Origin of the sequence: Porphyromonas sp. COT-290 OH3588 (genome assembly GCF_000769075.1) — a bacterium.
Lineage (GTDB): Bacteria > Bacteroidota > Bacteroidia > Bacteroidales > Porphyromonadaceae > Porphyromonas.
In genome coordinates this window covers 40,057-62,174 of sequence record NZ_JRFC01000047.1, presented here as the reverse complement: position 1 = coordinate 62,174, position 22,118 = coordinate 40,057, and the positions used below count along the sequence as shown (strand labels likewise).

The 22,118-nt window shown below is 49.3% G+C and carries 15 protein-coding genes and 1 tRNA gene; all 16 read left to right on the top strand.

Going from position 1 to position 22,118, the window contains the following annotated elements; all coding sequences use genetic code 11:
• Positions 1–5 precede the first annotated feature (5 nt).
• Entirely contained in the window at positions 6–572 is a 567-nt protein-coding gene (locus HQ48_RS08845; protein ID WP_044233211.1) for a chromate transporter, read from the top strand.
• On the top strand, positions 569–1,162 hold the full coding sequence (locus HQ48_RS08840; protein ID WP_044188294.1) for a chromate transporter: 594 nt from the start codon (positions 569–571) through the stop codon (positions 1,160–1,162). The genes HQ48_RS08845 and HQ48_RS08840 overlap by 4 nt, the downstream gene beginning before the upstream one ends.
• Before the next feature lie 275 nt (positions 1,163–1,437).
• Positions 1,438–3,945, top strand: a complete 2,508-nt coding sequence (locus tag HQ48_RS08835) for a ribonucleoside-diphosphate reductase subunit alpha (protein WP_044233210.1) — start codon at positions 1,438–1,440, stop codon at positions 3,943–3,945.
• Between the two features lie 106 nt (positions 3,946–4,051).
• Complete coding sequence (locus tag HQ48_RS08830; RefSeq protein WP_044188300.1) at positions 4,052–5,095, top strand: ribonucleotide-diphosphate reductase subunit beta; 1,044 nt, start codon at positions 4,052–4,054, stop codon at positions 5,093–5,095.
• A gap of 236 nt (positions 5,096–5,331) precedes the next feature.
• Positions 5,332–6,978, top strand: coding sequence for a diphosphate--fructose-6-phosphate 1-phosphotransferase (locus HQ48_RS08825; protein ID WP_044233209.1), 1,647 nt, complete (start codon positions 5,332–5,334; stop codon positions 6,976–6,978).
• A 253-nt stretch (positions 6,979–7,231) separates the two neighbouring features.
• A tRNA-Leu gene (locus tag HQ48_RS08820) sits at positions 7,232–7,315 on the top strand.
• Between the two features lie 381 nt (positions 7,316–7,696).
• Positions 7,697–8,932 carry an MFS transporter gene (locus tag HQ48_RS08815; RefSeq protein WP_044233208.1) on the top strand — a complete coding sequence of 412 codons (1,236 nt, stop codon included), beginning with the start codon at positions 7,697–7,699 and terminating at the stop codon, positions 8,930–8,932.
• A gap of 68 nt (positions 8,933–9,000) precedes the next feature.
• Complete coding sequence (locus HQ48_RS08810; protein ID WP_044233207.1) at positions 9,001–9,915, top strand: dihydrodipicolinate synthase family protein; 915 nt, start codon at positions 9,001–9,003, stop codon at positions 9,913–9,915.
• Positions 9,916–10,684: 769 nt separating this feature from the next.
• On the top strand, positions 10,685–12,472 hold the full coding sequence (gene lepA / locus HQ48_RS08805) for a translation elongation factor 4 (RefSeq protein ID WP_044233206.1): 1,788 nt from the start codon (positions 10,685–10,687) through the stop codon (positions 12,470–12,472).
• Between the two features lie 6 nt (positions 12,473–12,478).
• A complete protein-coding gene (dnaB, locus tag HQ48_RS08800; protein WP_044233205.1) occupies positions 12,479–14,047 on the top strand; it encodes a replicative DNA helicase in 1,569 nt (522 codons plus the stop codon).
• A gap of 42 nt (positions 14,048–14,089) precedes the next feature.
• Entirely contained in the window at positions 14,090–15,247 is a 1,158-nt protein-coding gene (locus HQ48_RS08795; RefSeq protein ID WP_044233204.1) for a Xaa-Pro peptidase family protein, read from the top strand.
• 4 nt (positions 15,248–15,251) lie between these two features.
• Positions 15,252–15,713: a pantetheine-phosphate adenylyltransferase gene (gene coaD / locus HQ48_RS08790; protein WP_044190809.1), complete on the top strand. Its 462-nt coding sequence runs from the start codon at positions 15,252–15,254 to the stop codon at positions 15,711–15,713.
• Between the two features lie 6 nt (positions 15,714–15,719).
• Positions 15,720–17,156 carry a metallophosphoesterase family protein gene (locus tag HQ48_RS08785; protein WP_052409045.1) on the top strand — a complete coding sequence of 479 codons (1,437 nt, stop codon included), beginning with the start codon at positions 15,720–15,722 and terminating at the stop codon, positions 17,154–17,156.
• 26 nt (positions 17,157–17,182) lie between these two features.
• The gene (locus tag HQ48_RS08780) at positions 17,183–18,658 is read left to right on the top strand and encodes a transglycosylase SLT domain-containing protein (RefSeq protein WP_052409044.1); all 1,476 of its coding nucleotides are present in this window, start codon (positions 17,183–17,185) and stop codon (positions 18,656–18,658) included.
• A gap of 35 nt (positions 18,659–18,693) precedes the next feature.
• The gene (locus tag HQ48_RS08775) at positions 18,694–20,748 is read left to right on the top strand and encodes a TonB-dependent receptor domain-containing protein (protein ID WP_044233203.1); all 2,055 of its coding nucleotides are present in this window, start codon (positions 18,694–18,696) and stop codon (positions 20,746–20,748) included.
• 772 nt (positions 20,749–21,520) lie between these two features.
• Positions 21,521–22,114: a radical SAM protein gene (locus tag HQ48_RS08770; protein ID WP_044233202.1), complete on the top strand. Its 594-nt coding sequence runs from the start codon at positions 21,521–21,523 to the stop codon at positions 22,112–22,114.
• Positions 22,115–22,118 lie beyond the last annotated feature (4 nt).

Sequence of the window (22,118 nt, the reverse complement as noted above, 5' to 3'; positions counted from 1 at the left end):
GGACTATGGGACTTAATCGAGAGTTATTCGGTGTTTTCTTTAAGATAGGTATTGGTACCATTGGTGGTGGCTATGCGATGATTCCGATGATGGAGCGTGAGCTGGTCGATCGCAAAGGGTGGATTAGTCGAGAGGAGTTTATGGACATCATGGCTGTGGCACAGACCGCCCCGGGGGTTTTCGCTGTAAATATGTCTAGCCATATCGGGCATAAGCTCGGGGGGATAACCTCGGGCATCGTTGCTACGACTGCCAATATCTTGCCTTCTTTTTTGATTATTTTAGCTTTAGCCTTTGGCTTTCGTCACGTACAGGACAATATTTGGGTCGAGTATGCTTTCAGAGCCATTCGTCCAGTGGTGGTTGCTCTAATTGCAGTACCTGTCTTTACCATGGCTCGTTCGGCCAAGCTCAATCGTTACACATGGTGGATTCCCGTGCTCTCGGCTGGTCTTATCTATCTGTTTGGAGTTTCGCCCGTGTACATCATCCTGTGTGCTGCGTTCCTTGGCTTAACCTACGGACGCCTTACGACCTTTGAGCGCAACATCAAAAGCAGAAGTAAACGATGATTTTTCTAGAACTATTCTGGGTATTTACCAAGATCGGAATTGTGAATTTCGGAGGAGGCTATGCGATGCTCTCGCTCATACAAGCCGAGGTAGTGCAGCAGCATGGCTGGCTCACGGCACAGGAGTTCACCGATATCGTGGCGGTAAGCCAGATGACCCCGGGACCCATCGGCATCAACACGGCTACTTATGTGGGTTACACCTCTGTCGTAGAGGCAGGCTACTCGCCTCTACTAGGAGCTGTCGGCTCACTTGTGGCAACCCTAGGCGTGGTTTGGCTACCTTTCACGCTCATGATTGCTCTGAGTTTTGTCCTACTTCGGCATAAGGATAAGCCTCTCATGCGTAGCCTCTTTGGTGCTCTTCGTCCTACAATCGTAGGGCTAATCGCAGCAGCAGCCCTCATCTTGATGACACCCGAGAACTTCGGTAGGTGGGAAACTTCCCCTCTGCAACTAGTTATTAGCCTCGTACTCTTCGTTGCGGGCTTCGTCGCTGTGTATCGATACAAGCAAAGTCCTTTATTGGTTCTCAGTGTAGCCGCTCTCTTGGGGCTACTCATCTATTCATTATTGCCACCCATCATCTGATAGCTTTTGTCTATCAATAGGAGGTGTCCGTTACTTCCCACTGAGCATTCCTCGCAATCCTGTTATCTACAGGCATCCATAGCAAGTGGTGTTGAGTAGATAGCATAGTAAGCCCATGTTTTTATTAATCTTTTTTTGCGCAATCTTCATCCTGAGGCTAGGAATTGTTGGGTATTTTTGAGTAACTTTGGAGACGAATAAGGCTTCATTCTAATAACTATAAGCAATGGAGCTTTGTCATAAGCATAAAAGATAAACATTTAGATATAAGCACTATGAGGATAATAAAACGAGATAGGGCAGAGGAAGATTTCGCTCTATCTAAGGTTTCCAACGCTATCCGTCGCGCCTTCACTGCCTCAGGGGAGAAAATGCCTGAGAAAGAGATCGCCAAGCTATGTAAAAAGCTAGAGTCTGAACTTGCCGATCGAGAGATGGTAGAGGTAGAAACAATCCAAGATATGGTTGAGAATGCCTTAATGGCTGCTGGATACTATCGAGTAGCGAAGAACTACATTCTCTATCGTGAGAAGCGCACCGAGTATCGCCAGGTCATCAATAAATTCTGCCAAACAATCTCGGACCAAGAGATTATTAGCCTCCTCAAAGACATTCAAGCTAGCTTCCAGAGCAAAGCTTATTCGCTAGACTTCCTCTATGCTAAGTATCAAGCTTTCTACAAGGAACAGGCAGATACACTAGAAATACTTACCAAAGCGGCCGTGGAGCTTATTACACCCGAGGCTCCTAATTGGGAGTTTATCGCTTCTCGCCTCTTGCTTATGCAGATTGAGCGTGGTATCTATCGTGAGGAAGCGAAGTTATACATAGATTCATTCTACGGCAAGATCTCCTATCTGACAGATCAGAATCTGTACGGCCGCTACATCCTTGAGCACTACACCAAGAGTGAAGTTGAGGAACTGGGTCGCTATTTGGACAGCTCAAGGGATTACTTGCTTACCTATAGTAGTTTACATCTAGTATCTAAGCGCTACCTAATCACGGACAATAACCACGTGTTGCTTGAGCGCCCACAAGAAATGTTTATGGGGATTGCCATGCATTTGGCTATTCCAGAGGGCGACTCACGAGTTATCTGGGCTAAGAAGATCTACGACATCATCAGTAGCCTAAAGGTAACAATGGCCACTCCCACCATGAGCAATGCACGCAAGCCATTGAGCCAACTAAGCAGCTGTTTCGAAGATGTAATGCCAGATAGTCTAACTGGTATTTATCGTACTATTGATAACTTCGCTCAGGTTTCTAAGTTTGGCGGAGGCATGGGCATCTACATGGGTAAGGTACGCGCCGTGGGGTCTGACATTAGAGGCTTCAAGGGTGTGGCTGGTGGAGTGCTCAAGTGGATTAAGCTCTGTAACGACACGGCGGTAGCCGTGGATCAGCTGGGCGTACGCCAAGGCTCTGTGGCCATCTATCTAGATATTTGGCATAGAGATATGCCAGAGTTCCTACAAATACGTACAAATAATGGCGACGACCGCATGAAGGCACACGACGTCTTCCCCGGTGTTTGTGTGCCCGACCTCTTTTGGCGTATGGTCAAGGAGAATATTGAGGGCAATTGGTATATGATGTGTCCGCACGAGATACTAGCTATCAAAGGATACTCTCTAGAAGATTACCACGGTGAGGAGTGGGAGCGCCGCTACCAAGAATGCCTTAATGAGTCACGCATCAGTAAGCGCGCTATCAAGGTCAAGGATATGATCCGATTGATTATTAAGAGTGCCGTAGAAACTGGTACACCCTTTATCTTCAACCGAGACACGGTCAATCGACTCAATCCCAATAAACACCAAGGTATCATCTATTGCTCCAACCTATGTACTGAGATCGCTCAGAACCAAAGTGAAATCAAAGATGTCAAGGTTTCCGTACGCATAGAAAACGGCAAGGAAATCATCACGACCGAGACTGAGGCTGGCGACTTCGTAGTATGTAACCTAGCCTCTCTAGTGCTTGGCAATATCAATACCGACAATCAAGATGAACTACGTGAGGTAATTCACACCATTATTCGAGCTTTGGACAATGTGATAGACCTGAACTTCTACCCAATCCCTTATGCCGAGATTACGAATATGAAGATGCGCCCCATTGGCCTAGGGACAAGTGGGTATCATCATCTGCTTGCCCAGAAGGGTATCAAGTGGGAGAGCCCAGAGCACCTTGAGTTTATGGACAAGCTCTACGAGCGCATCAACTATCTATCCATCGAAGCATCCTCACTCCTTGCCGAGGAGAAGGGCTCTTACCTGCGCTTCCCGGGTAGTGACTGGCAGACAGGGGACTACTTTCGTATGCGCAAATATGAGTCGCCTGAGTGGAAGCGTCTGTCATCGGATGTTGCACGCAGAGGAATGCGCAACGCTTATCTATTAGCTATTGCACCTACTAGCTCGACCTCTATCATCGCTGGCACAACGGCAGGTATCGACCCTGTGATGAATCGTTACTTCCTAGAAGAGAAAAAGGGTAATATCATTCCTCGTGTGGCGCCTCAGCTCTCCGATTCTACCTTCTGGCTCTATAAGACAGCCCATCAGATAGACCAAGAGTGGGTCGTAGATGCAGCTTCTGTTCGTCAGCGTCACTTGGATCAGTCGCAGTCTGTCAATCTATTTATTACACACGACTATAGCTTCCGTCGCATCCTAGACCTCTATCTGAGAGCATGGGAGGGTGGAGTGAAGACACTCTACTATATACGTAGCCGATCTCTCGAAGTCGAGGAGTGTACAAGTTGCTCAAGCTAAAGTAAACCAGCTCCGATCTCCTAGCAATACAATGCTTATGAGATAGGGAACAGGGCTATTATAATTTCTCTCAAACTATCAACATACACTTAAAAGACCGTCAATTATGTCTGAATTAAAGAAAAAAGCGCTCTTCAACGAGCATGGTGATGTCGATGTCAGCAAGCGTCGTATGATCAATGGTAATACGACGAACCTCAATGACTTCAACAACATGAAGTACCCTTGGGTGTCGGACTGGTATCGCCAAGCGATGAATAACTTTTGGATCCCCGAGGAAATCAACCTTAGTCAGGATGTCAAAGACTATAGAGAACTATCTCAAGCCGAGAAGGTGGCCTACGATAAGATCCTCTCTTTCCTTATCTTCCTAGATAGTATCCAAACTGCCAACCTACCTAACGTAGCGGAGTATATCACAGCCAATGAGATTAACCTCTGCTTGACGATACAAGCCTTCCAAGAAGCCGTCCATTCGCAGAGCTACAGTTATATGCTCGATACGATTTGCTCTCCTGAGGAGCGCTCGGCTATCCTCTACCAATGGAAGGACGATGAACATCTGCTACGTCGCAATAAGTTCATTGGTGATATCTACAACGAGTTCCAAGAAGATCAGAGCCCACAGCAGCTACTCAAGACGATGGTGGCGAACTATATCCTAGAGGGGGTTTACTTCTACTCTGGCTTTATGTTCTTCTACAACCTTGGCCGCAATGGTAAGATGCCGGGGTCTGTACAGGAGATCCGCTACATCAATCGTGATGAAAATACACATCTTTGGCTCTTCCGCTCAATGATCTTAGAACTCAAGAAGGAAGAACCACAGCTATTCACTCCCGAAGCGATCGAAACATTCCGTGGCATGATCAAAGAAGGTGCGCTACAAGAAATTGCTTGGGGTGAATATGTCATCGGAGATCAAATCGAGGGCTTGACAGTACAGATGGTTAGCGACTACATCAAGTACCTAGCCAATCTACGTAGTGAGAACCTCGGCTTCGGGGTGCTCTTCGAGGGCTATGAGTCTGAACCACCAAGCATGAACTGGGTATCTCAGTATAGTAATGCTAACCTGATCAAGACCGACTTCTTCGAGGCTAAGCCTAGCGCTTACTCCAAGAGTGGTGCTATTGAAGACGACTTGTAAGTTGTATAAACAATAATTGTAGGCTCTCAACGAGGGAGCTCTACGCTACGCAAGCGGTGTATCTTCTTACCTTCCGGTGCGAGGATACGCCGCTTTTCGTATTCTATCTAGACGCATTTTGCTTATAAGCCTGTAGGCTCAAAATCAAGAATTGAGGCAGTTTGATAAATTATTGCGATATTTGCAGTGAAAAACTTAAGTGTAACCAATATTTAAGATAAAGTATAATTAAGACGATGATTAAAAGTGCATTGCAAGCAGCTCGTGGGCAGTATAGCCCCAAGCTACCCAAGGCTCTCCGTGGTTCGGTGAAGGTTGTATTGGGCGAAGCTACACAGAGCGTTAGTGACCAAGAAGCTATTAAGGAACTATTCCCCAATACTTACGGACTGCCAAAGCTGACATTTGAAGCAACGACAGAAGCTGTTGAAGCTAAGCCTATCAATGTAGGTGTTATCCTCTCTGGTGGTCAGGCTCCCGGCGGACACAACGTGATCTCTGGTATCTTCGATGGCATCAAGGCGATCCACCCAGACAGCAAACTCTATGGTTTCTTGATGGGTCCAGACGGACTCGTTAAGCACAACTATAAGGAGCTGACAGCCGACATCATCGATGAGTATCGCAATACTGGCGGCTTCGACATCATCGGCTCTGGGCGTACCAAGCTAGAGGAGATTGAGCAGTACGACAAGGGTTTAGAAATCATCAAAAAGCTCTCTATCAACGCTCTGATTATCGTCGGTGGTGACGACTCCAATACCAACGCTGCCGTGCTAGCCGAGTACTACAAGAGCATCGATGCTCCTGTACAGGTAATCGGTTGCCCCAAGACAATCGATGGTGACCTCAAGAATGAGCAGATCGAGACTTCTTTCGGTTTCGACACCGCTACCAAAGTCTACAGCGAAGTTATCGGTAATATCCAACGTGACTGCAACTCTGCACGTAAGTACTGGCACTTCATCAAGCTGATGGGTCGCTCTGCCTCTCACATCGCTCTTGAGTGTGCCCTACAGGTACAGCCAAACATCGCAATCGTATCTGAGGAGATCGAAGCCAAGAACCTAACTCTTGATGACGTAGTAACCTCTATCGCCGAGGCTGTGGCTAAGCGTTCAGCCAAGGGTGATCAGTACGGTACGGTACTTATTCCCGAGGGTCTAGTAGAGTTTATCCCTGCTATGAAGGCTCTGATCGCAGAGCTCAACGATTACCTCGCACACCACGAAGCTGAGTTCCGTGCTGTACCTGCAGACGAACAACGTGCTTATGTGACAGCGCATCTGAGCGAAGCCAACTCTGCTCTCTATGCTAGCCTACCAGCTACAGTAGCTCGCCAGCTAACCCTAGACCGTGACCCACACGGCAACGTACAAGTATCTCTCATCGAGACGGAGAAGCTTCTGGCCGAGATGGTAGCTACCAAGCTTGCAGCATGGAAGGCCGAAGGTAAGTACAATGGCAAGTTCGCTGCCCTAACACACTTCTTCGGGTACGAGGGTCGCTGCGCTATGCCATCGAACTTCGATGCAGACTACTGCTATGCTCTAGGTCGTACGGCTGCTTGTCTGATCAGCGCAGGCGTTACTGGTTATATGAGCTCTGTGCAGAACCTAACGGCTCCCGCAGAGGAATGGATCGCTGGTGGTATCCCTACGACTATGATGATGAATATGGAGCGTCGTCATGGTGCTATGAAGCCAGTTATCCAGAAGGCACTCGTAGACCTCAATGGTAAGCCATTCCAGTACTTCGTAAGCAAGCGTGCCGAGTGGGCTGAGAACACTTGTTACGTTTATCCCGGTCCTATCCAGTACTTCGGTCCATCGGAGCTATGTGACCAGCCCTCAGAAACTCTAAAGCTAGAGCAATCTAAGTAAGTCTCTAGGCTAAACATCCTATTCTAAGGCGGTGCGTCGAAGTTTACATTTCGACACACCGCCTTTCGTATGGCCTTACATCTAAATCTCGATAAATATTTGTGGCTCTACCGGTTGTAGTCCTTGGTGTACAATCTTGCTGTATGTTTTGTTAGCCTGTGGGAGGAAATCTTTGGGAAGATATAGACTACTCACTGTGTTATATGAGGAAAATGTCTTACTTTTGCACCCGTTATTAGGAGCAATCCTAGGCGCCCGAATGGTGGAATGGTAGACACGAGGGACTTAAAATCCCTTGGCCATTTTGGCTGTGCGGGTTCGAGTCCCGCTTCGGGTACAGCTCTTAATTTGAAAGGTTCGTCAAAATTTGCATTTTGACGAACCTTTTTTGTGTTCTGGGCACCTTATCCAGAAACAAACCCATGGAAAAGACAAGCTAGCCGACACACATCGAACCCCATTTTTGAAGGTATAGGACACATAATAAAGAGAAAGGAGAGATATCCTTTTATTGTGAAGATATTTTTGTCTATCTCGGCGATATTAATGATTTATAGACTGCTCTCTACTTGAGTAAATAAACAAAATAGAAGATTTAATAGCGTGTTAAGGCGGATAAGTCAGATTTATCGCCATAGATTGTCGAAAAAATGATTATTTAACTATGTTTGTATTCAAAAGTTAGGCTTGGTAAGAGGATTAACCAAATAATTGAAATATGAAGCATAGTAAGTATTATCCTTGGATCGTCGTTGGTCTACTCTGGGTCGTAGCCCTGCTCAACTATATGGACAGGCAGATGCTCTCGACTATGAAGTCTGCGATGAGCGTAGACATCAAAGAGCTAGAGTCGGGAGAGATGTTTGGCGTGCTGATGGCCGCCTTCATGTGGATCTATGGTTTAGCGAGCCCTTTCGCAGGCCTCATCGCAGACCGCATCAACCGCAAGTGGCTGATCGTTGGTAGTCTATTCGTTTGGTCTACTGTGACGCTCCTGATGGGCTTCACGCACGACTTCTCCACTCTCTATGCCCTACGCATGGTTATGGGCTTCAGTGAGGCTATGTATATCCCTGCGGCGCTAGCTCTGATTGCCGACTTTCACTCTGGCCGTAGCCGATCTCTAGCTATCGGGGTACACATGACGGGGCTGTACGTTGGTCAAGCTCTAGGAGGCTTCGGAGCGTTGCTCTCCGAGCAACTGAGCTGGCAGAGTACGTTCTTCTACTTTGGCCTTTTCGGTGCACTATATGCTCTTGTGCTCATTTTCTTGCTACACGAGGTACCTAGCCGAGGGGAGCAGCGCCAACAGTCAGTTCAGGGACAGAACTCTCTCAGAGGTATGTTTGCCAGCCTTGGCCATATCTTCAGTTCGGTATCTTTCTGGGGTATGCTACTATTCTTTACCGCTACCAGCCTACCGGGGTGGGCTACTAAGAATTGGCTCCCAACACTCTTTGAGCAGAACCTAGGTATTGATATGACACTCGCTGGGCCTATCTCTACGGCGACGATTGCTCTATCCTGCTTTATCGGGGTCTTCGTCGGCGGTGCTATCAGCGACCGTTGGGCACAGACCAATGTCAAGGGGCGTGTCTATACCTCTGCCATTGGGCTCGGCATGATGGTGCCAGCTCTACTCCTTTTGGGCTTCGGACACTCGTATGTGACAGTGGTGGGCGGAGGCTTCCTCTTTGGCTTCGGGCTAGGCTTCTTCGATACGAACAATATGCCTATCCTCTGCCAATTCTTCCCCTCTCGTTACCGCTCCACGGCTTATGGCCTGATGAATATGAGCGGTGTCATCGCTGGTGGCTACATCACTCAAGCACTAGGCAAGAGCCAAGATACAAACAACCTAGGCTCCGACTTCGCTACCATGGCAGTCGCTATTGGTGTCGTCGTGCTGATTCAGCTCCTATTGCTACGCCCCAAAACAGACAATATGGAGTAAACCTCTAGGCAAAGACTCCCTATAACTTCGGATATCCAAATCAACTTTTATCAAATCAATAAATCAAAATGGAAAAGATCATTGGTCTAATTGATGCGCCATTCACCCCCTTCGATGCCGAGGGTAATGTGAATCTCGCTCCTATACCCGAGTATTGTGCTCTGCTGGTTCGCTCAGGGCTCAAAGGGGTATTCATCAACGGATCCTCTGGTGAGGGCTATATGCTCAGCGAAGAGGAACGTATGCAGCTAGCCGAGGAATGGGTGCGTGTAGCTCCCGAGGGCTTCAAAGTAATCGTGCACGTAGGTAGCACATCGCTTACCTCTAGTGCACGCCTAGCAGCTCACGCCGAGAAGATTGGCGCTTGGGGTATTGGGGCTATGGCTACACCATTCCCCAAGATTGGTAGCATCGAGCAGCTCGTGCAGTACATCGAGCCTATGGCCGCAGCGGCACCTTCGTTGCCTTTCTATTACTACCATATCCCGGTCTTCAACGGAGCCTATCTATCTATGCTAGATCTGCTCAAGGCTGTGGACGGCCGTATCCCTAACTTCGCTGGTATTAAGTATACCTACGAGCATCTCTACGAGTACAATCGCTGTATGCTCTACAAGGGTGGCAAGTATGATATGCTCCACGGGCAGGACGAAACGATACTCTCTGCCCTCGTTATGGGGGGCGCCCAAGGCGGTATCGGAGGTACGACCAACTACAATGCTATCTGTCTGAATGGTATCATCGAGGCATGGAAAGCGGGCGACATTAAGAAGGCTCGTGAGCTACAGAACTATGCCCAAGATGTGATTGATGTAATTGCTAAGTATCGTGGCAATATCTGTGCAGGTAAGCGCATCATGAAGCTCATCGGTCTAGACCTCGGCCCTAATCGCAAGCCTTTCATGAATATCACAGACGAGGAAGAAGCCCAAATCAAGGCAGAGCTAGAGGCTATCGACTTTTTCAATCGCTGCAATAAGTAGTCACGACTAAGACAGAGGTCTGCTGTACTGAGCGCAGCTTAGTTCACGGTGCTCATCAAAGTAAGTCATATCGCCCCAAATACTAGGGTTATGTAGCATACCTCTGCAAGGTAGGTGACCACGGGGAGGGAGTAAATCGACATTGTGCGATCTGCTCCCTCTCTTCTTATGGTATCTGGATAAGCTCGTGGCTTAAGAAGTTTGATTAATGGAATTTTAGATTCTCGTTCACTTTTCGTCTTATTGATGGGGAGAAGCAAGTTGAGTAAGCATGAAAATGTCAAACCTTATATTTGCCCCCTAGAGGGCTCTAGATTGCGTCCAGCCCTTTTTAGGGCATTGGCCCTAGACCAATGAAAACATACACCCTAAACAGCCTCTATATAATAGTCTAGAAAACAGAACTATAGAAAGGTCATCCGGCCAATTTCCTCCTCTCGAAAGCCTCTTCGAGATATTTCTTCCCATCAATCTTTTTAGATTAGTGGATACACCTTGGGGAATTAGTCCATCAATCCAACTAAATCTTCCCATCAATTCTTTGAGCTCTCTAGTGAATACATCAAGATTGCTCCTGCATGAGGTAGAGGAGTAGGAGAGATCCTTTAGCAAATATTAACAGCTAGTTTATATGATTGCTTTTTCTCCTCTGGCACTATTTCTTCAATCAATGCACTTCTCAGCCGATGCAAGTCTGGAGAGCATAGGACGACAGGGGCAAGAGGTAGTTGAGCAATCGCTGGATTTTGTGTAAGTTTGCACCTATAATATGGATAAGATTAGAAACTTTTGCATCATAGCACATATCGACCACGGTAAGAGCACCTTGGCCGATAGACTATTGGAAACAACGCAGACCGTAACGGGTAAGGAACTCCAAGAGCAGGTGCTAGATAATATGGATCTGGAGCGTGAGCGTGGTATTACCATCAAGAGCCATGCTATCCAGATGAATTATACTCACAATGGAGAGCCATATGTGCTCAACCTCATTGACACTCCGGGACACGTGGACTTTAGCTACGAGGTGTCACGCTCGATCGCTGCTTGCGAGGGGGCGCTACTCATCGTTGATGCGGCTCAAGGTATCCAAGCGCAGACGATCTCTAACCTATATATGGCTCTAGAGCATGACTTGGAAATTATCCCCATTGTCAATAAGGTGGATTTGCCGAGTGCTATGCCCGAGGAGGTAGAGGATCAGATTATCGACCTCTTGGGCTGCAAACGTGAGGAGATCATACGGGCAAGTGGCAAAACGGGAATTGGCGTAGAGAACATACTCTCTGCCATAGTGGAGCGTATCCCTGCACCCAAGGGCGATCCCGACGCACCTCTCCAGTGCCTCATTTTCGACTCGGTCTTCAATCCTTTCCGTGGCATCATCGCCTACTTCAAGGTGGTGAATGGCTCGATTAAAAAAGGCGACCACGTTAAGTTTATAGCCACAGGTAAAGAGTACGATGCCGACGAGATCGGAGTACTCCGCCTAGATATGGAGCCTCGCAAGGAGGTCAGAACTGGCGATGTGGGCTACATTATCTCGGGTATCAAGACTAGTAAAGAGGTTAAGGTAGGGGATACCATTACCCACATCGTAGGAGGAGCCAAGGAGGCCATTGCAGGCTTCGAGGAGGTGAAGCCTATGGTATTCGCAGGGCTATACCCAATCGAGAGTGAGGACTTCGAGAACCTACGTGCCTCACTAGAGAAACTCCAGCTCAATGATGCTTCTCTGACTTTCCAGCCAGAGAGCTCTGCTGCCCTCGGCTTTGGATTCCGATGTGGCTTCCTAGGATTGCTACACATGGAGATTATTCAGGAACGTCTAGACCGAGAGTTCAACATGAATGTAATCACCACGGTGCCCAACGTATCGTACAAAGTGTATGACAAGAAGGGCAACTGCATCGAGGTGCACAACCCCGCAGGTCTGCCCGAGCCAACGCACATCGACCATATTGAAGAGCCCTATATTCGGGCCTCTATCATCACCAATACAGCCTATATAGGCCCCATCATGACGCTATGCCTCGGCAAACGAGGTCAGCTCGTCAAGCAGGAGTACATCTCAGGCGACCGCATTGAGATTTTCTTCGACCTGCCACTAGGGGAGATCGTGATTGACTTCTACGACAAGCTCAAGAGCATCTCCAAGGGGTACGCTTCTTTCGACTACCACATCAGCGAGTTCCGCCCTAGCAAGCTCGTTAAGCTAGACATTCTGCTCAACGGAGAGTCTGTCGATGCGCTCTCTACGCTGACGCACGTGGACAATAGTGTACCATTCGGCCGCCGTATGTGTGAGAAACTCAAGGAGCTCATTCCTCGTCAGCAGTTCGATATTGCCATTCAAGCAGCTATCGGCGCCAAGGTAATCGCCAGAGAAACGATCAAGGCCGTTCGTAAAGACGTTACAGCTAAGTGCTACGGTGGTGACGTCTCTCGTAAGCGTAAGCTTCTAGAGAAACAGAAGGAAGGTAAGAAACGTATGAAACAAATCGGTACCGTAGAGGTGCCACAGAAAGCCTTCTTGGCCGTACTAAAACTAGACTAATCAACTATGGCAGAAGTTAAACGAGCCAAACGTAAAACAACACCTAAGGATACGCCCATCGTGCCTCTCGATGGGCGTATGCCACCTCAGGCGGTAGACTTCGAGGAGGCTGTGCTTGGTGCGATACTCTTGGAGCAAGATGCTTACAGCCGTGTAAGCGAGATGCTCACACCGACCTCTTTCTACGTCAAAGCCCACGAGCTGATTTACACGGCTATGACGACACTAGCTCTAAGCCAGCACCCGATCGATATGCTTACCGTAACCGAAGAGCTTAGACGAACCGAGCAACTAGAGCTCGTCGGTGGGCCTGCCTATATCTCTGGTCTAACGGTAAAAGTACTCTCAACGGCCAGCCTAGAGTTTCATGCAGCCGTATTGGCCAAGAAGGCTCTTAGTCGTAGGCTGATTGGCTTCTCTAGCGAGGTACTCAAAGATGCCTACGAGGATACGGAGGACATCGCCGAGCAGCTACAGAGAGCCGAGGGGCGTCTATTCGAGATCGCACAAAACAATTCTTCCAAGGACTTCTCCGAGATCAACCCATTGGTCAAAGATGCTGTGGAGGAAATACAAAAAGCAGCCAACAACAAAGACGGGCTTAGCGGCATTACCTCTGGCTTCCCTGCTATCGACGAGATGACGGCTGGTTGGCAGAGGTCAGACTTGATTATTATTGCTGCTCGTCCTGCCATGGGTAAGACTGCTTTCGTCGTGTCGATGGCTAAGTATATGGCAGTCGATCACAAGATACCAGTAGCTCTATTCAACCTCGAAATGAGTGCTGTGCAGCTGGTTAAGCGTCTACTCTCCAACGTCTGTGAGATCTCGGGCGATAAGATCAAGAGCGGTCAGCTAGACGAGCAGGAGTGGGCACGCCTATACACCAACATCAAAATGCTAGACTCCGGTAGGCTCTTCATCAACGATACCCCTAGCCTCTCGGTCTTTGAGCTGCGCAGTAAGGCTCGCCGCCTCGTGCGAGAGCACAAGGTGCAGATGATCATCATCGACTATTTACAGCTGATGAACGCTAGCGGTATGGGATTTGGTAACCGTGAGCAGGAGGTGAGTATGATCTCGCGCTCGCTCAAGATGCTTGCCAAGGAGCTGCAGATACCTATCATTGCACTCTCTCAGCTCAATCGTGGGGTAGAGAATAGACAGGGAGATGCCAATAGCAAGCGTCCACAGCTCTCCGACCTGCGTGAGTCGGGGGCTATTGAGCAGGACGCCGATATTGTGTGCTTCATTCATCGCCCCGAGTACTACAAGATCACACAAGACGAGAAGACGGGTGAGTCGCTACGAGGTGTGGCGGAGTTCATCATAGCCAAGCATCGTAACGGTCCTGTGGGAGATGTGCGCCTAACCTTCAAAAGCGAGTTTGCCAAATTCTCGCCCTATCAGAGCCCTAGTGCTGGCAATGAGTTCAATACCAGTGTCCTTACCGTACGTCGCTCTAGGCTAGGAGCGAAAACGGATATGCCACAGCCGACGCCCGACTTCAACGATCCGTCTGGTAGCTTCGACCCATTGTCGCCTCCTATGCCGGGGCAAGATTTCTTGCCATAGCTAGATTCACATCTATATTTCACATATTACCCACCCTAAACTATGATACATAACGATTGCTTTCGTCGCCATGAGCGACTGCAAGGTCTGATGCGTGCCAGCGGCATAGATGCTATGCTCGTGGCCAGCAACGTTAATCTACTCTATCTCTTTGGGCAGATCTATTCTGGGCTTGCCTACATACCAGCCCAAGGGGAGGTTCAGTTCTTCGTACGTCGTCCGCAGACCTACGGAGCGCAGCCTCAAATCCACTACGTACGCAAGATAGAGCAGATAGCCGAGCACATAGATTTGTCTACAATAGGCACCATCGCTCTTGAGCTAGATGAGCTAAGCTATGCAGAGATTGAGCGACAGCGCAAACTACTGCCACAAGCGAAGCTCGCCAATGCAACCCAGCTACTGCGCACGGCTCGTATGGTCAAGACCGAGGAAGAAATCCAACAAATCCGTCAGACGGCCAAGGCACACATGCAGGTCTATCGACAGATCCCTCAGCTCTATCACTCTGGTATGACGGATGTAGAGTTACAAATAGAGATAGAGCGTGTGATGCGCCTATCTGGGTCTGTGGGGATCTTCCGCACTTTCGGCTCTGCTATGGAGATCTATATGGGTAGCCTAATCGCAGGGGACAATGCTGCCGCTCCCTCTCCCTACGACTTCGCTATGGGCGGAGCAGGCTCTATGGCTCTGCCTCTTGGGTCGAGTGGGGTAGTGATTGGTGATGGCTCTGCCGTTATGGTAGATATGGCTGGCAACTATGGAGTCTATATGTCCGATATGACCCGTACTTTCTCTGTCGGCAAGCTGAGCGAAGAGGCATACCGCCTGCACGAGCTTAGCCGTCGACTACATGGGGAGATTATGCAAGTGGCTGGTCCCGGTACTAGCTGTGCCGACATCTACACCCGTACGCTAGAGTTAGTAGAGCAGGAAGGTGCGTCCGGCTACTTCATGGGGCTGGAGCAAAAGGCTCAGTTCGTAGGCCACGGCCTAGGGCTACAAATCAACGAAATGCCCGTCTTAATGGGACGTAGCAAAGATGTGCTACAGACTGGCATGGTCATCGCATACGAGCCGAAGTTCGTTTTGCCTCACATCGGTGCCGTAGGGATAGAGAATACATACCTCGTGACAGAGAGTGGGGTAGAGAATTTGACGCCTCTTGAGGAGGCAATCATCGACCTAAAGCCATAAGCTCATGGATACCATCGCTATGTATGCAGGGTCGTTCGACCCATTTACTCGTGGACACGCAGACATCGTCAATAGAGGGCTTGCACTCTTTGATAAGGTAATCATCGCCATTGGCGTGAACGAAAGCAAGCGTTGCCTCTTCAGCTCAGAGCAGAGGCAGAGGCAAATCAGGTACTTTTACAGAAGTGAGCCGAGGGTAGAGGTGCTGACCTATGATGGTCTAACCGTAGACTTCGCTCAAGAGCAGGGCGTTCGCTTTCTACTCAGGGGCGTTCGCTCGAGCACAGATATGGAGTATGAGCGTACTCTCGCAGACCTCAACCGGCATATTGCCAGTATGGAAACGGTTTTGCTCCCAGCATCGCAGCAGCTCACACACATCAGCTCTACTGTAGTACGTGAGCTATTACATTTCGGTGGCGATGTGTCTGGGTTCTTGCCCGAGGGTTTTGTCTTGGATTTATAGGCCATAATGAGAGAGAAGGAGATACGACGAGATAAGAACAAGCGGCTAAGGCTTCTAATTGTTTTGCTTGTACTTGCTTTAGGGGTTGGTATACTACTCAAGCTCCGCTGGAGGGCTTGGTTCGGCAATCCAACCGAGAAGCCCTATACTACGGCAGAGCAAATAGATCGTCTGACACTAACGCCCGGGCAGAACTTCGCTAGCGAGCGGAGTATCTCTTGGCGCTGTGGTGAGAGCTTACAGCCCTCCGAACTCTTGTATGCCGAGGTGTCGGATATGATCCTTCCTCAGGAGCTAGACTGGACAAGCATCGCTGCCGAGGGACAAATCGTACAAACTCGATCTGGGCGTGGTTGCTACTATACGGCAAGCCTAGATAACCTAGAGGAGGGTAGGGCATATCTCTACCGAGTGAGGACTGGCTCTCAAGAGGCTTCGGGGCGAATTGATATGCCCAGTGGGTTGGACACACTTGTGCGCTTCATCTATCTAGGCGATGTGCAGGATCCATCTGGGCAAATGAGTAGCGAGCTCTTTGAGCGACTGACAGGGCATATCGACTCTGCCATTAGGCCAAGTTTCGTAGCCGCTGCGGGCGACCAAATAGAGGGCCCCACCGATGAGTATTGGAGTGTCTGGTACTCTGCTTGGGGTGCAGGTTATTTGGCTAGAACTCCATTTATCCTCTCCACTGGCAATCACGAATACCTCAAAAAAGGCTTTACTCGAGAGCTCGACCCTCGTTGGGTAGCTCAGTACAACTATCCCGCGAATGGCCCAGAGGGCTTCGAGAGGCGGAGCTACTATGTAGACTTCCCGCTGATGCGTTTCATCGTCCTCGATAGCAACGGGATCAACGACCCGATTGCCATACTGCGTCATCGCTCTTGGCTGCGTGAGGCGCTCGAGAGCTCGGGGCAGCCTTGGCAGGTGGTTATGTTCCATCACGCAGTGCAGTGTGTGAGAGATAGCCGTAGTCACCCCGTGATGCGCTATGTCTATAAGCCCATACTCGAGGAGGCAGGTGCAGACCTAATCCTCCAAGGACATGACCACGCTTATTCTCGCATCACGACAAAAGACGGAGCCGACAGCATCAGCCCGCTCTATGTGATCAGTAGCAGCTCGCCCAAGGTCTATCGCAATGGTTTCGATCCCATACACGATCGGCTGGGGTCTGGGCTACAACTCTACCAGAGCGTTGAGGTGCGACCAAACTCTCTACGCTATCGCTCCTATCTGTACAGCGGCGAGCTGTACGACGATGTAGAGCTTCTCCACAGCGGATCGGGGCAGAAGCCCAATCGGGCTATCGACTGGGCGAGAGATCTGCCTGAGCGATTTGAGTTCAATGCCTTCGGCTCCTCCAGCAAGGCTCAGAAGAAAGCGAATCAATATCGAGAAGCGATACAGCGAAGAGCTCAGAGCCGCCAATCGAACTAATTAGTCATCTTCAATTCCCTTAGGCTATGACTGTCGCCAAACCCAAGTCCCTGCCAATGCTTCTGATCTTACTATTGCTTGGTTTAGCCATAGCAGGAGCAAGTATTGCCTTAGGCTATCGACGTACGAAACAGAAAGAGCAGGGCACGCTCTATGCTCGGCGTATGGCTCTGCCCGATACACTGCGGGTAGTCACTCTCTCTGGAGCAACGACCTACTTCACTTATCGAGATGAGGAGATGGGCTACCAATACGAGCTGGTCAAGCTAATGGCAGATAGTCTAGGTCTGCCTATGACGCTGCATATAGCCCCCAATCTTGAGGCGATCCATAATCTGATAGATAGTGGACTGATGGATCTAAGTATTACTCCAGAGGCTGTCAGCGGCACAGGGAAACAACGCTACCGATATACGGGGCTAGAGGAGCGAAGCGGTCTAGTCTTGGTACAACGCAGAGCCTCACGACAGCAAGGGCAACAAGGCATGTATGTCAGCAATGTTACTCAGCTACTAGGCAAGCGCATACACGTACCAGCCGAATCCCGCTACGAACAGCGACTACTTAACCTAGAGCAGCAGCTTGGAGGCGACATCGACATCGTCGCTCTCTCTGGCGACACGATCAATAGTGAGGATCTCATGGCTCAAGTGGCCAACCGAGAGATCGACTATACCGTAGTAGACCAAGAGCTCGCTCGGCTCACTAAGAGATATTACCCCGGTATCGACATCAAACTAGAGATTGGGTTCCCACAGCGTCTGCGCTGGATTACCTCTCCTGAGCGTGTCGGCCTAGCCGAAGCTATAGACCGCTGGGCAGAGCAGGCTCCAGAGGTTGAGGCTTACAAGCAGCTGTACAAAAGATACTTCGAGGAGGAGCAAACAGAAGACAGCCAAGAGCCCTCCTCTAAGCCCTACGACTGGCGTGGAGAGATGCTGCACCTAGGCGCTGGGCGTCTGTCGCCCTACGACGCGTTGTTCCAAAAGGAAGCCCCACGCCTCGGTTGGCCGTGGCAGATCTTAGCTTCTATCGCCTATCAGGAGTCTAACTTCAAAGCCGAGATCATCGGTTGGTCTGGCGCTCGTGGCCTCATGGGCATTATGCCTCGTACTGGACAGAGCTTCGGTGCGAGCAAAGCGGAGCTGCTCAATCCCGTCGTATCGGTTCGTGTGTCGGTAGATTGCCTACTTGCGACAGAGAGATATTTCCGCTCGGTGGAGGACGTGGAGCAACGCATAAGGCTCACTCTAGCGGGCTACAATGCAGGTGTCGCCCACATACAAGACGCTCAGCGCTTAGCGCGCAAGTATGGCTCCGACCCCAATCGCTGGGACGGCCATGTAGAGGAGTTTATACGACTGAAGAGCGACCCTAAATACTATACAGATCCCGTGTGCAAATACGGCTATTTGCGAGGGAGAGAAACTTACAAATATGTGCGTGAGGTTATGGCTCGCTATGAGCTATACCGAAGCAAGACCTCTACTGCTGCAGAGTAACCTCTGTACAGTGCTAACCCCACAACTCAACTTCTATGAAAGCTGTTGTCCGTAAGCTAAGCCTTGCTATGACTTGTATCGGCTTGGGCGCAACCTCTGTCGATGCACAGGTGCTCCTGCACAGAGGGACAAACCGAGAGATCGAGCAGGGGCGATTAGTCCGTCATGTTGTAGATACCCCTTTGGCGCATCTGCCTCGACTGTGGCAGGTGCTCGACCAATTTCCTTTGGTAGAAGCCTCCGCCAATAGCCTTCGGATTCAGGGTGGGGGAGAGCCTAGTCTGTATTTCGCAGGACGAAGGATTGATCGAGGAGATCTCGAGCACATTAGCCCCAAGGAGATTGAGCGCATAGAGCTTGTCATGAACGATGAGTTTAGTGCCAACACACCTGCTCGTGCCGCCATACGGATTGTCCCTAAGAAGCAAACTGACAATAACTTGGGAGGATACGTTGGCATGGATCTACTTAAACAGCAAGAGATGGGGTACAATACCCTTGGAGAGCTCTATTGGCATAGCGACAAGCTCAGCCTAAAGATCTCGGGAAGTACTTATGGCCGCACCAACAACTTTGAGCAAGACAACGAAATAGCCATTGACAATCTGATCAATGAAGCAAAGGCGCAAGGCGAGGATCGAGAGATCGGCTACGATGCCTATACAGACTTGGTCTACCAACCTCGTGTAGGGCAAGAATTCGGTCTAAGCTACCGCTACCACAGAGAGGCAACCAGCTCACAGACTAGAGCTATTGAGGCTACAGTGAAGCCGAGCGATATCCTCCGTCGGAGCTACCAAGCCGAGAAGGTCAATGCATTGATACGACCACACACCAATCACAAGATAAACGGCTACTACCACGCTCTAATCGCATCGGAGTGGACGCTGCACGCTGAGGGTAGCTACATCTATAATCAAGCGAATAGTCAGCTCTCTGCCATAGTAAAGGACCTCAAGCCTGCTCCTGCGACACGTAGTATTGAAGCACAATACTCAACGCTTGGGCAAGTATTGGCTTGGAGGATATACGCAGAGCGATCGGACCAATGGGGGAATATCCAGCTGGGGTGGGACGGCAACTTGAGCCAAATCAACCAACAAGCCAAGACATTAACCCCAGAAGCTCTAAGGCTACTCCCCAATAGCCAGCAGCTGAATCTAGAACGCAGCAACTCGGTCTATGCTCATTGGTCCAATAGTTTCGCAGAGCATTATGCTGCTCATCTAGGCATTCGTCTCGAGCAAACACAACAGAGGACGAAAGACATGCAGACTGACCGAGAGATTGCTGTACGTCGCACATGGTATTTGCTTCCGTCTGCTGGCATTACCTATTCGCATAGTGATGGAGCCCTCTCTCTGCAATATAGCTCCGCCGTCACACGCCCTAGCTATCGATGGCTACAAAACTCGGCTCTATACGTCCACGAGTATGCACTAGAAGCGGGCAATCCACTCTTACGGCCTCGTGTCGATCACACTTTGACGTTAGGAGCCAGCTATCACGACCTCAGTCTTGAGCTAAGCGGTCAGGTAGCAGAGGATTTGCAGATGGAGGATATTGAGCGACACCCTTACTACAATAGCAGTTTGATGCTTATCCACAAAAACATTGATGCTCAGATCTATCGGGCTCAGTTGGCTTATACCCCCAATTGGGAGGTGTGGCAACCCTCGTGGACGCTCTCTAGCGTGTGGTACATTGCCAAGGGCTACCCACATAGGCCAACAATAGAGGCCAGCTGGGACAATCTCATCAATCTGCCTTGGGGTATCGTATGCACCGTTGGGTTAAGTGGAGCCATAGGAGGCAGTCAGCTCTCCAAGAAGCTCTACAACGTTTGGCAGATTGATACCTCCGTGTCTAAAAGCATCGGCAGGCACTGGAGCATCACTTTGAGAGCTGACGATATGCTGACTACTGGCCAAGAAGAGTACCGATTAGCCGCACGAGCAGGCCAGCTATATCATCTAGTTAATTCCGATTATCCCGACCTAAGTTTGTCTGTCAGTTACCGATTTAATAATACCAAGACTAAGAAGTACCGAGGCGGAGCCGCTGGGACAACGGAAAGCGAACGCCTCTAATCTCCATCGCAGGCGTAGGTATATATAATAAGGAATGCAATATATGATATTGTATATCAGATATATAAATTTATAACAGGCGTTATGTTCAATTAATATACGACTATTGATTGAGGTCCTTGCGAGCTAACGCTTGCTCACCTGCTACACTCTGGCCGATAACACACATCTCTCCTAAGACTCATTAGGCTCTATAAGCCCGATCTATCAAGCATATTAGGCGACGTATATCTGTCCTACCGATTTATCGGAGCCTTTATAGCGCCCACTCTTATACGTTTGTGCAAATCCTTCCAGCACGTATAAGATACTTGGAGCTGCCATATTCCTCTCCCAATCAACACACTTGTTCGCCCCCATAGGTCTAAGCCAATGTAACCGCTGAGATAATGCTTCGTATCGCTCTACTCTGCAGTAGCCAAATCCCTAGTATTATGTTGTGGTAAGTTGAGTCGTCATAAAACATCTGTTTAGACGTCTAAAAACTTTCGTTGAGACGTCTCAAAAGTTCGATTGAGACGTCTCAAAATTACATTTCAAGGCTGGAAATATATATTTCGAGGTTTGAGTTATATATTTCAAGATTTGAGATGTATATTTCAAGGCTTGGTTAGTAGAATTGAGACGTCTTAACCGAAGTTTTTAGACGTCTCAACAAAACTTTTCAGACGTCTAAAAGCAAGTTTTTTGTCGTCAGTGACATCACCTACCTATGACAAAATAGCTCCAAGCATGCGATTGATGCTCGGATATCCCATATCTTTGTAGGACTATGTTGATTAACGAGATATTCTATAGCCTTCAGGGTGAAGGCATCAATACGGGTAAGGCTGCCATTTTCATTCGTTTGGCCAAGTGTAATCTGCGTTGCTCATTTTGCGATACAGACTTCGACCACGGCGATGAGATGAGTCTAGAGAAGATCTGGCAGGCCATAGCGGATTACCCTGCCCGCTTCATCATTTGGACGGGCGGAGAGCCCACCCTCCAGCTTTCGGAGCAGGCTGTTGAGTTTTTTCATAGCAAAGGATACACTCAAGCTATCGAAACGAACGGCACACGTCGTCCGCCACGAGGCCTAGACTACATCACTTGTAGCCCTAAGCCAGAGGCTCTGAAGCAACTACACAAGAGTTTCCCCGAGGGCGTATCGGAGTTCCGCTTCCCTATCTCGGCCGATGGCCCCCTCCCCCCGCCTATCTCGGAGCTCCCCAAGGCCTCGGCCTATTTGGTTAGTCCTATTTTCGTGGGCGATGATGCTATGCAGCTAGACAAAGCCTCGGTAGAGCGCTGCGTCGAGTTCGTCCTCAAACATCCACAATGGAGGCTCAGCCTACAGACACATAAGCTCATAGACATTCGCTAGTATT

Excerpts from the sequence above, each read along its gene's own strand:
- HQ48_RS08785 (WP_052409045.1), top strand. The coding sequence starts at position 15,720 with ATGAGAGAGAAGGAGATACGACGAGATAAGAACAAGCGGCTAAGGCTT.
- HQ48_RS08830 (WP_044188300.1), top strand. The coding sequence starts at position 4,052 with ATGTCTGAATTAAAGAAAAAAGCGCTCTTCAACGAGCATGGTGATGTC.
- HQ48_RS08840 (WP_044188294.1), top strand. The coding sequence starts at position 569 with ATGATTTTTCTAGAACTATTCTGGGTATTTACCAAGATCGGAATTGTG.
- HQ48_RS08770 (WP_044233202.1), top strand. The coding sequence starts at position 21,521 with ATGTTGATTAACGAGATATTCTATAGCCTTCAGGGTGAAGGCATCAAT.
- dnaB (WP_044233205.1), top strand. The coding sequence starts at position 12,479 with ATGGCAGAAGTTAAACGAGCCAAACGTAAAACAACACCTAAGGATACG.
- HQ48_RS08845 (WP_044233211.1), top strand. The coding sequence starts at position 6 with ATGGGACTTAATCGAGAGTTATTCGGTGTTTTCTTTAAGATAGGTATT.
- HQ48_RS08825 (WP_044233209.1), top strand. The coding sequence starts at position 5,332 with ATGATTAAAAGTGCATTGCAAGCAGCTCGTGGGCAGTATAGCCCCAAG.
- HQ48_RS08775 (WP_044233203.1), top strand. The coding sequence starts at position 18,694 with ATGAAAGCTGTTGTCCGTAAGCTAAGCCTTGCTATGACTTGTATCGGC.
- HQ48_RS08835 (WP_044233210.1), top strand. The coding sequence starts at position 1,438 with ATGAGGATAATAAAACGAGATAGGGCAGAGGAAGATTTCGCTCTATCT.
- HQ48_RS08795 (WP_044233204.1), top strand. The coding sequence starts at position 14,090 with ATGATACATAACGATTGCTTTCGTCGCCATGAGCGACTGCAAGGTCTG.
- HQ48_RS08810 (WP_044233207.1), top strand. The coding sequence starts at position 9,001 with ATGGAAAAGATCATTGGTCTAATTGATGCGCCATTCACCCCCTTCGAT.
- HQ48_RS08815 (WP_044233208.1), top strand. The coding sequence starts at position 7,697 with ATGAAGCATAGTAAGTATTATCCTTGGATCGTCGTTGGTCTACTCTGG.
- HQ48_RS08780 (WP_052409044.1), top strand. The coding sequence starts at position 17,183 with ATGACTGTCGCCAAACCCAAGTCCCTGCCAATGCTTCTGATCTTACTA.
- lepA (WP_044233206.1), top strand. The coding sequence starts at position 10,685 with ATGGATAAGATTAGAAACTTTTGCATCATAGCACATATCGACCACGGT.
- coaD (WP_044190809.1), top strand. The coding sequence starts at position 15,252 with ATGGATACCATCGCTATGTATGCAGGGTCGTTCGACCCATTTACTCGT.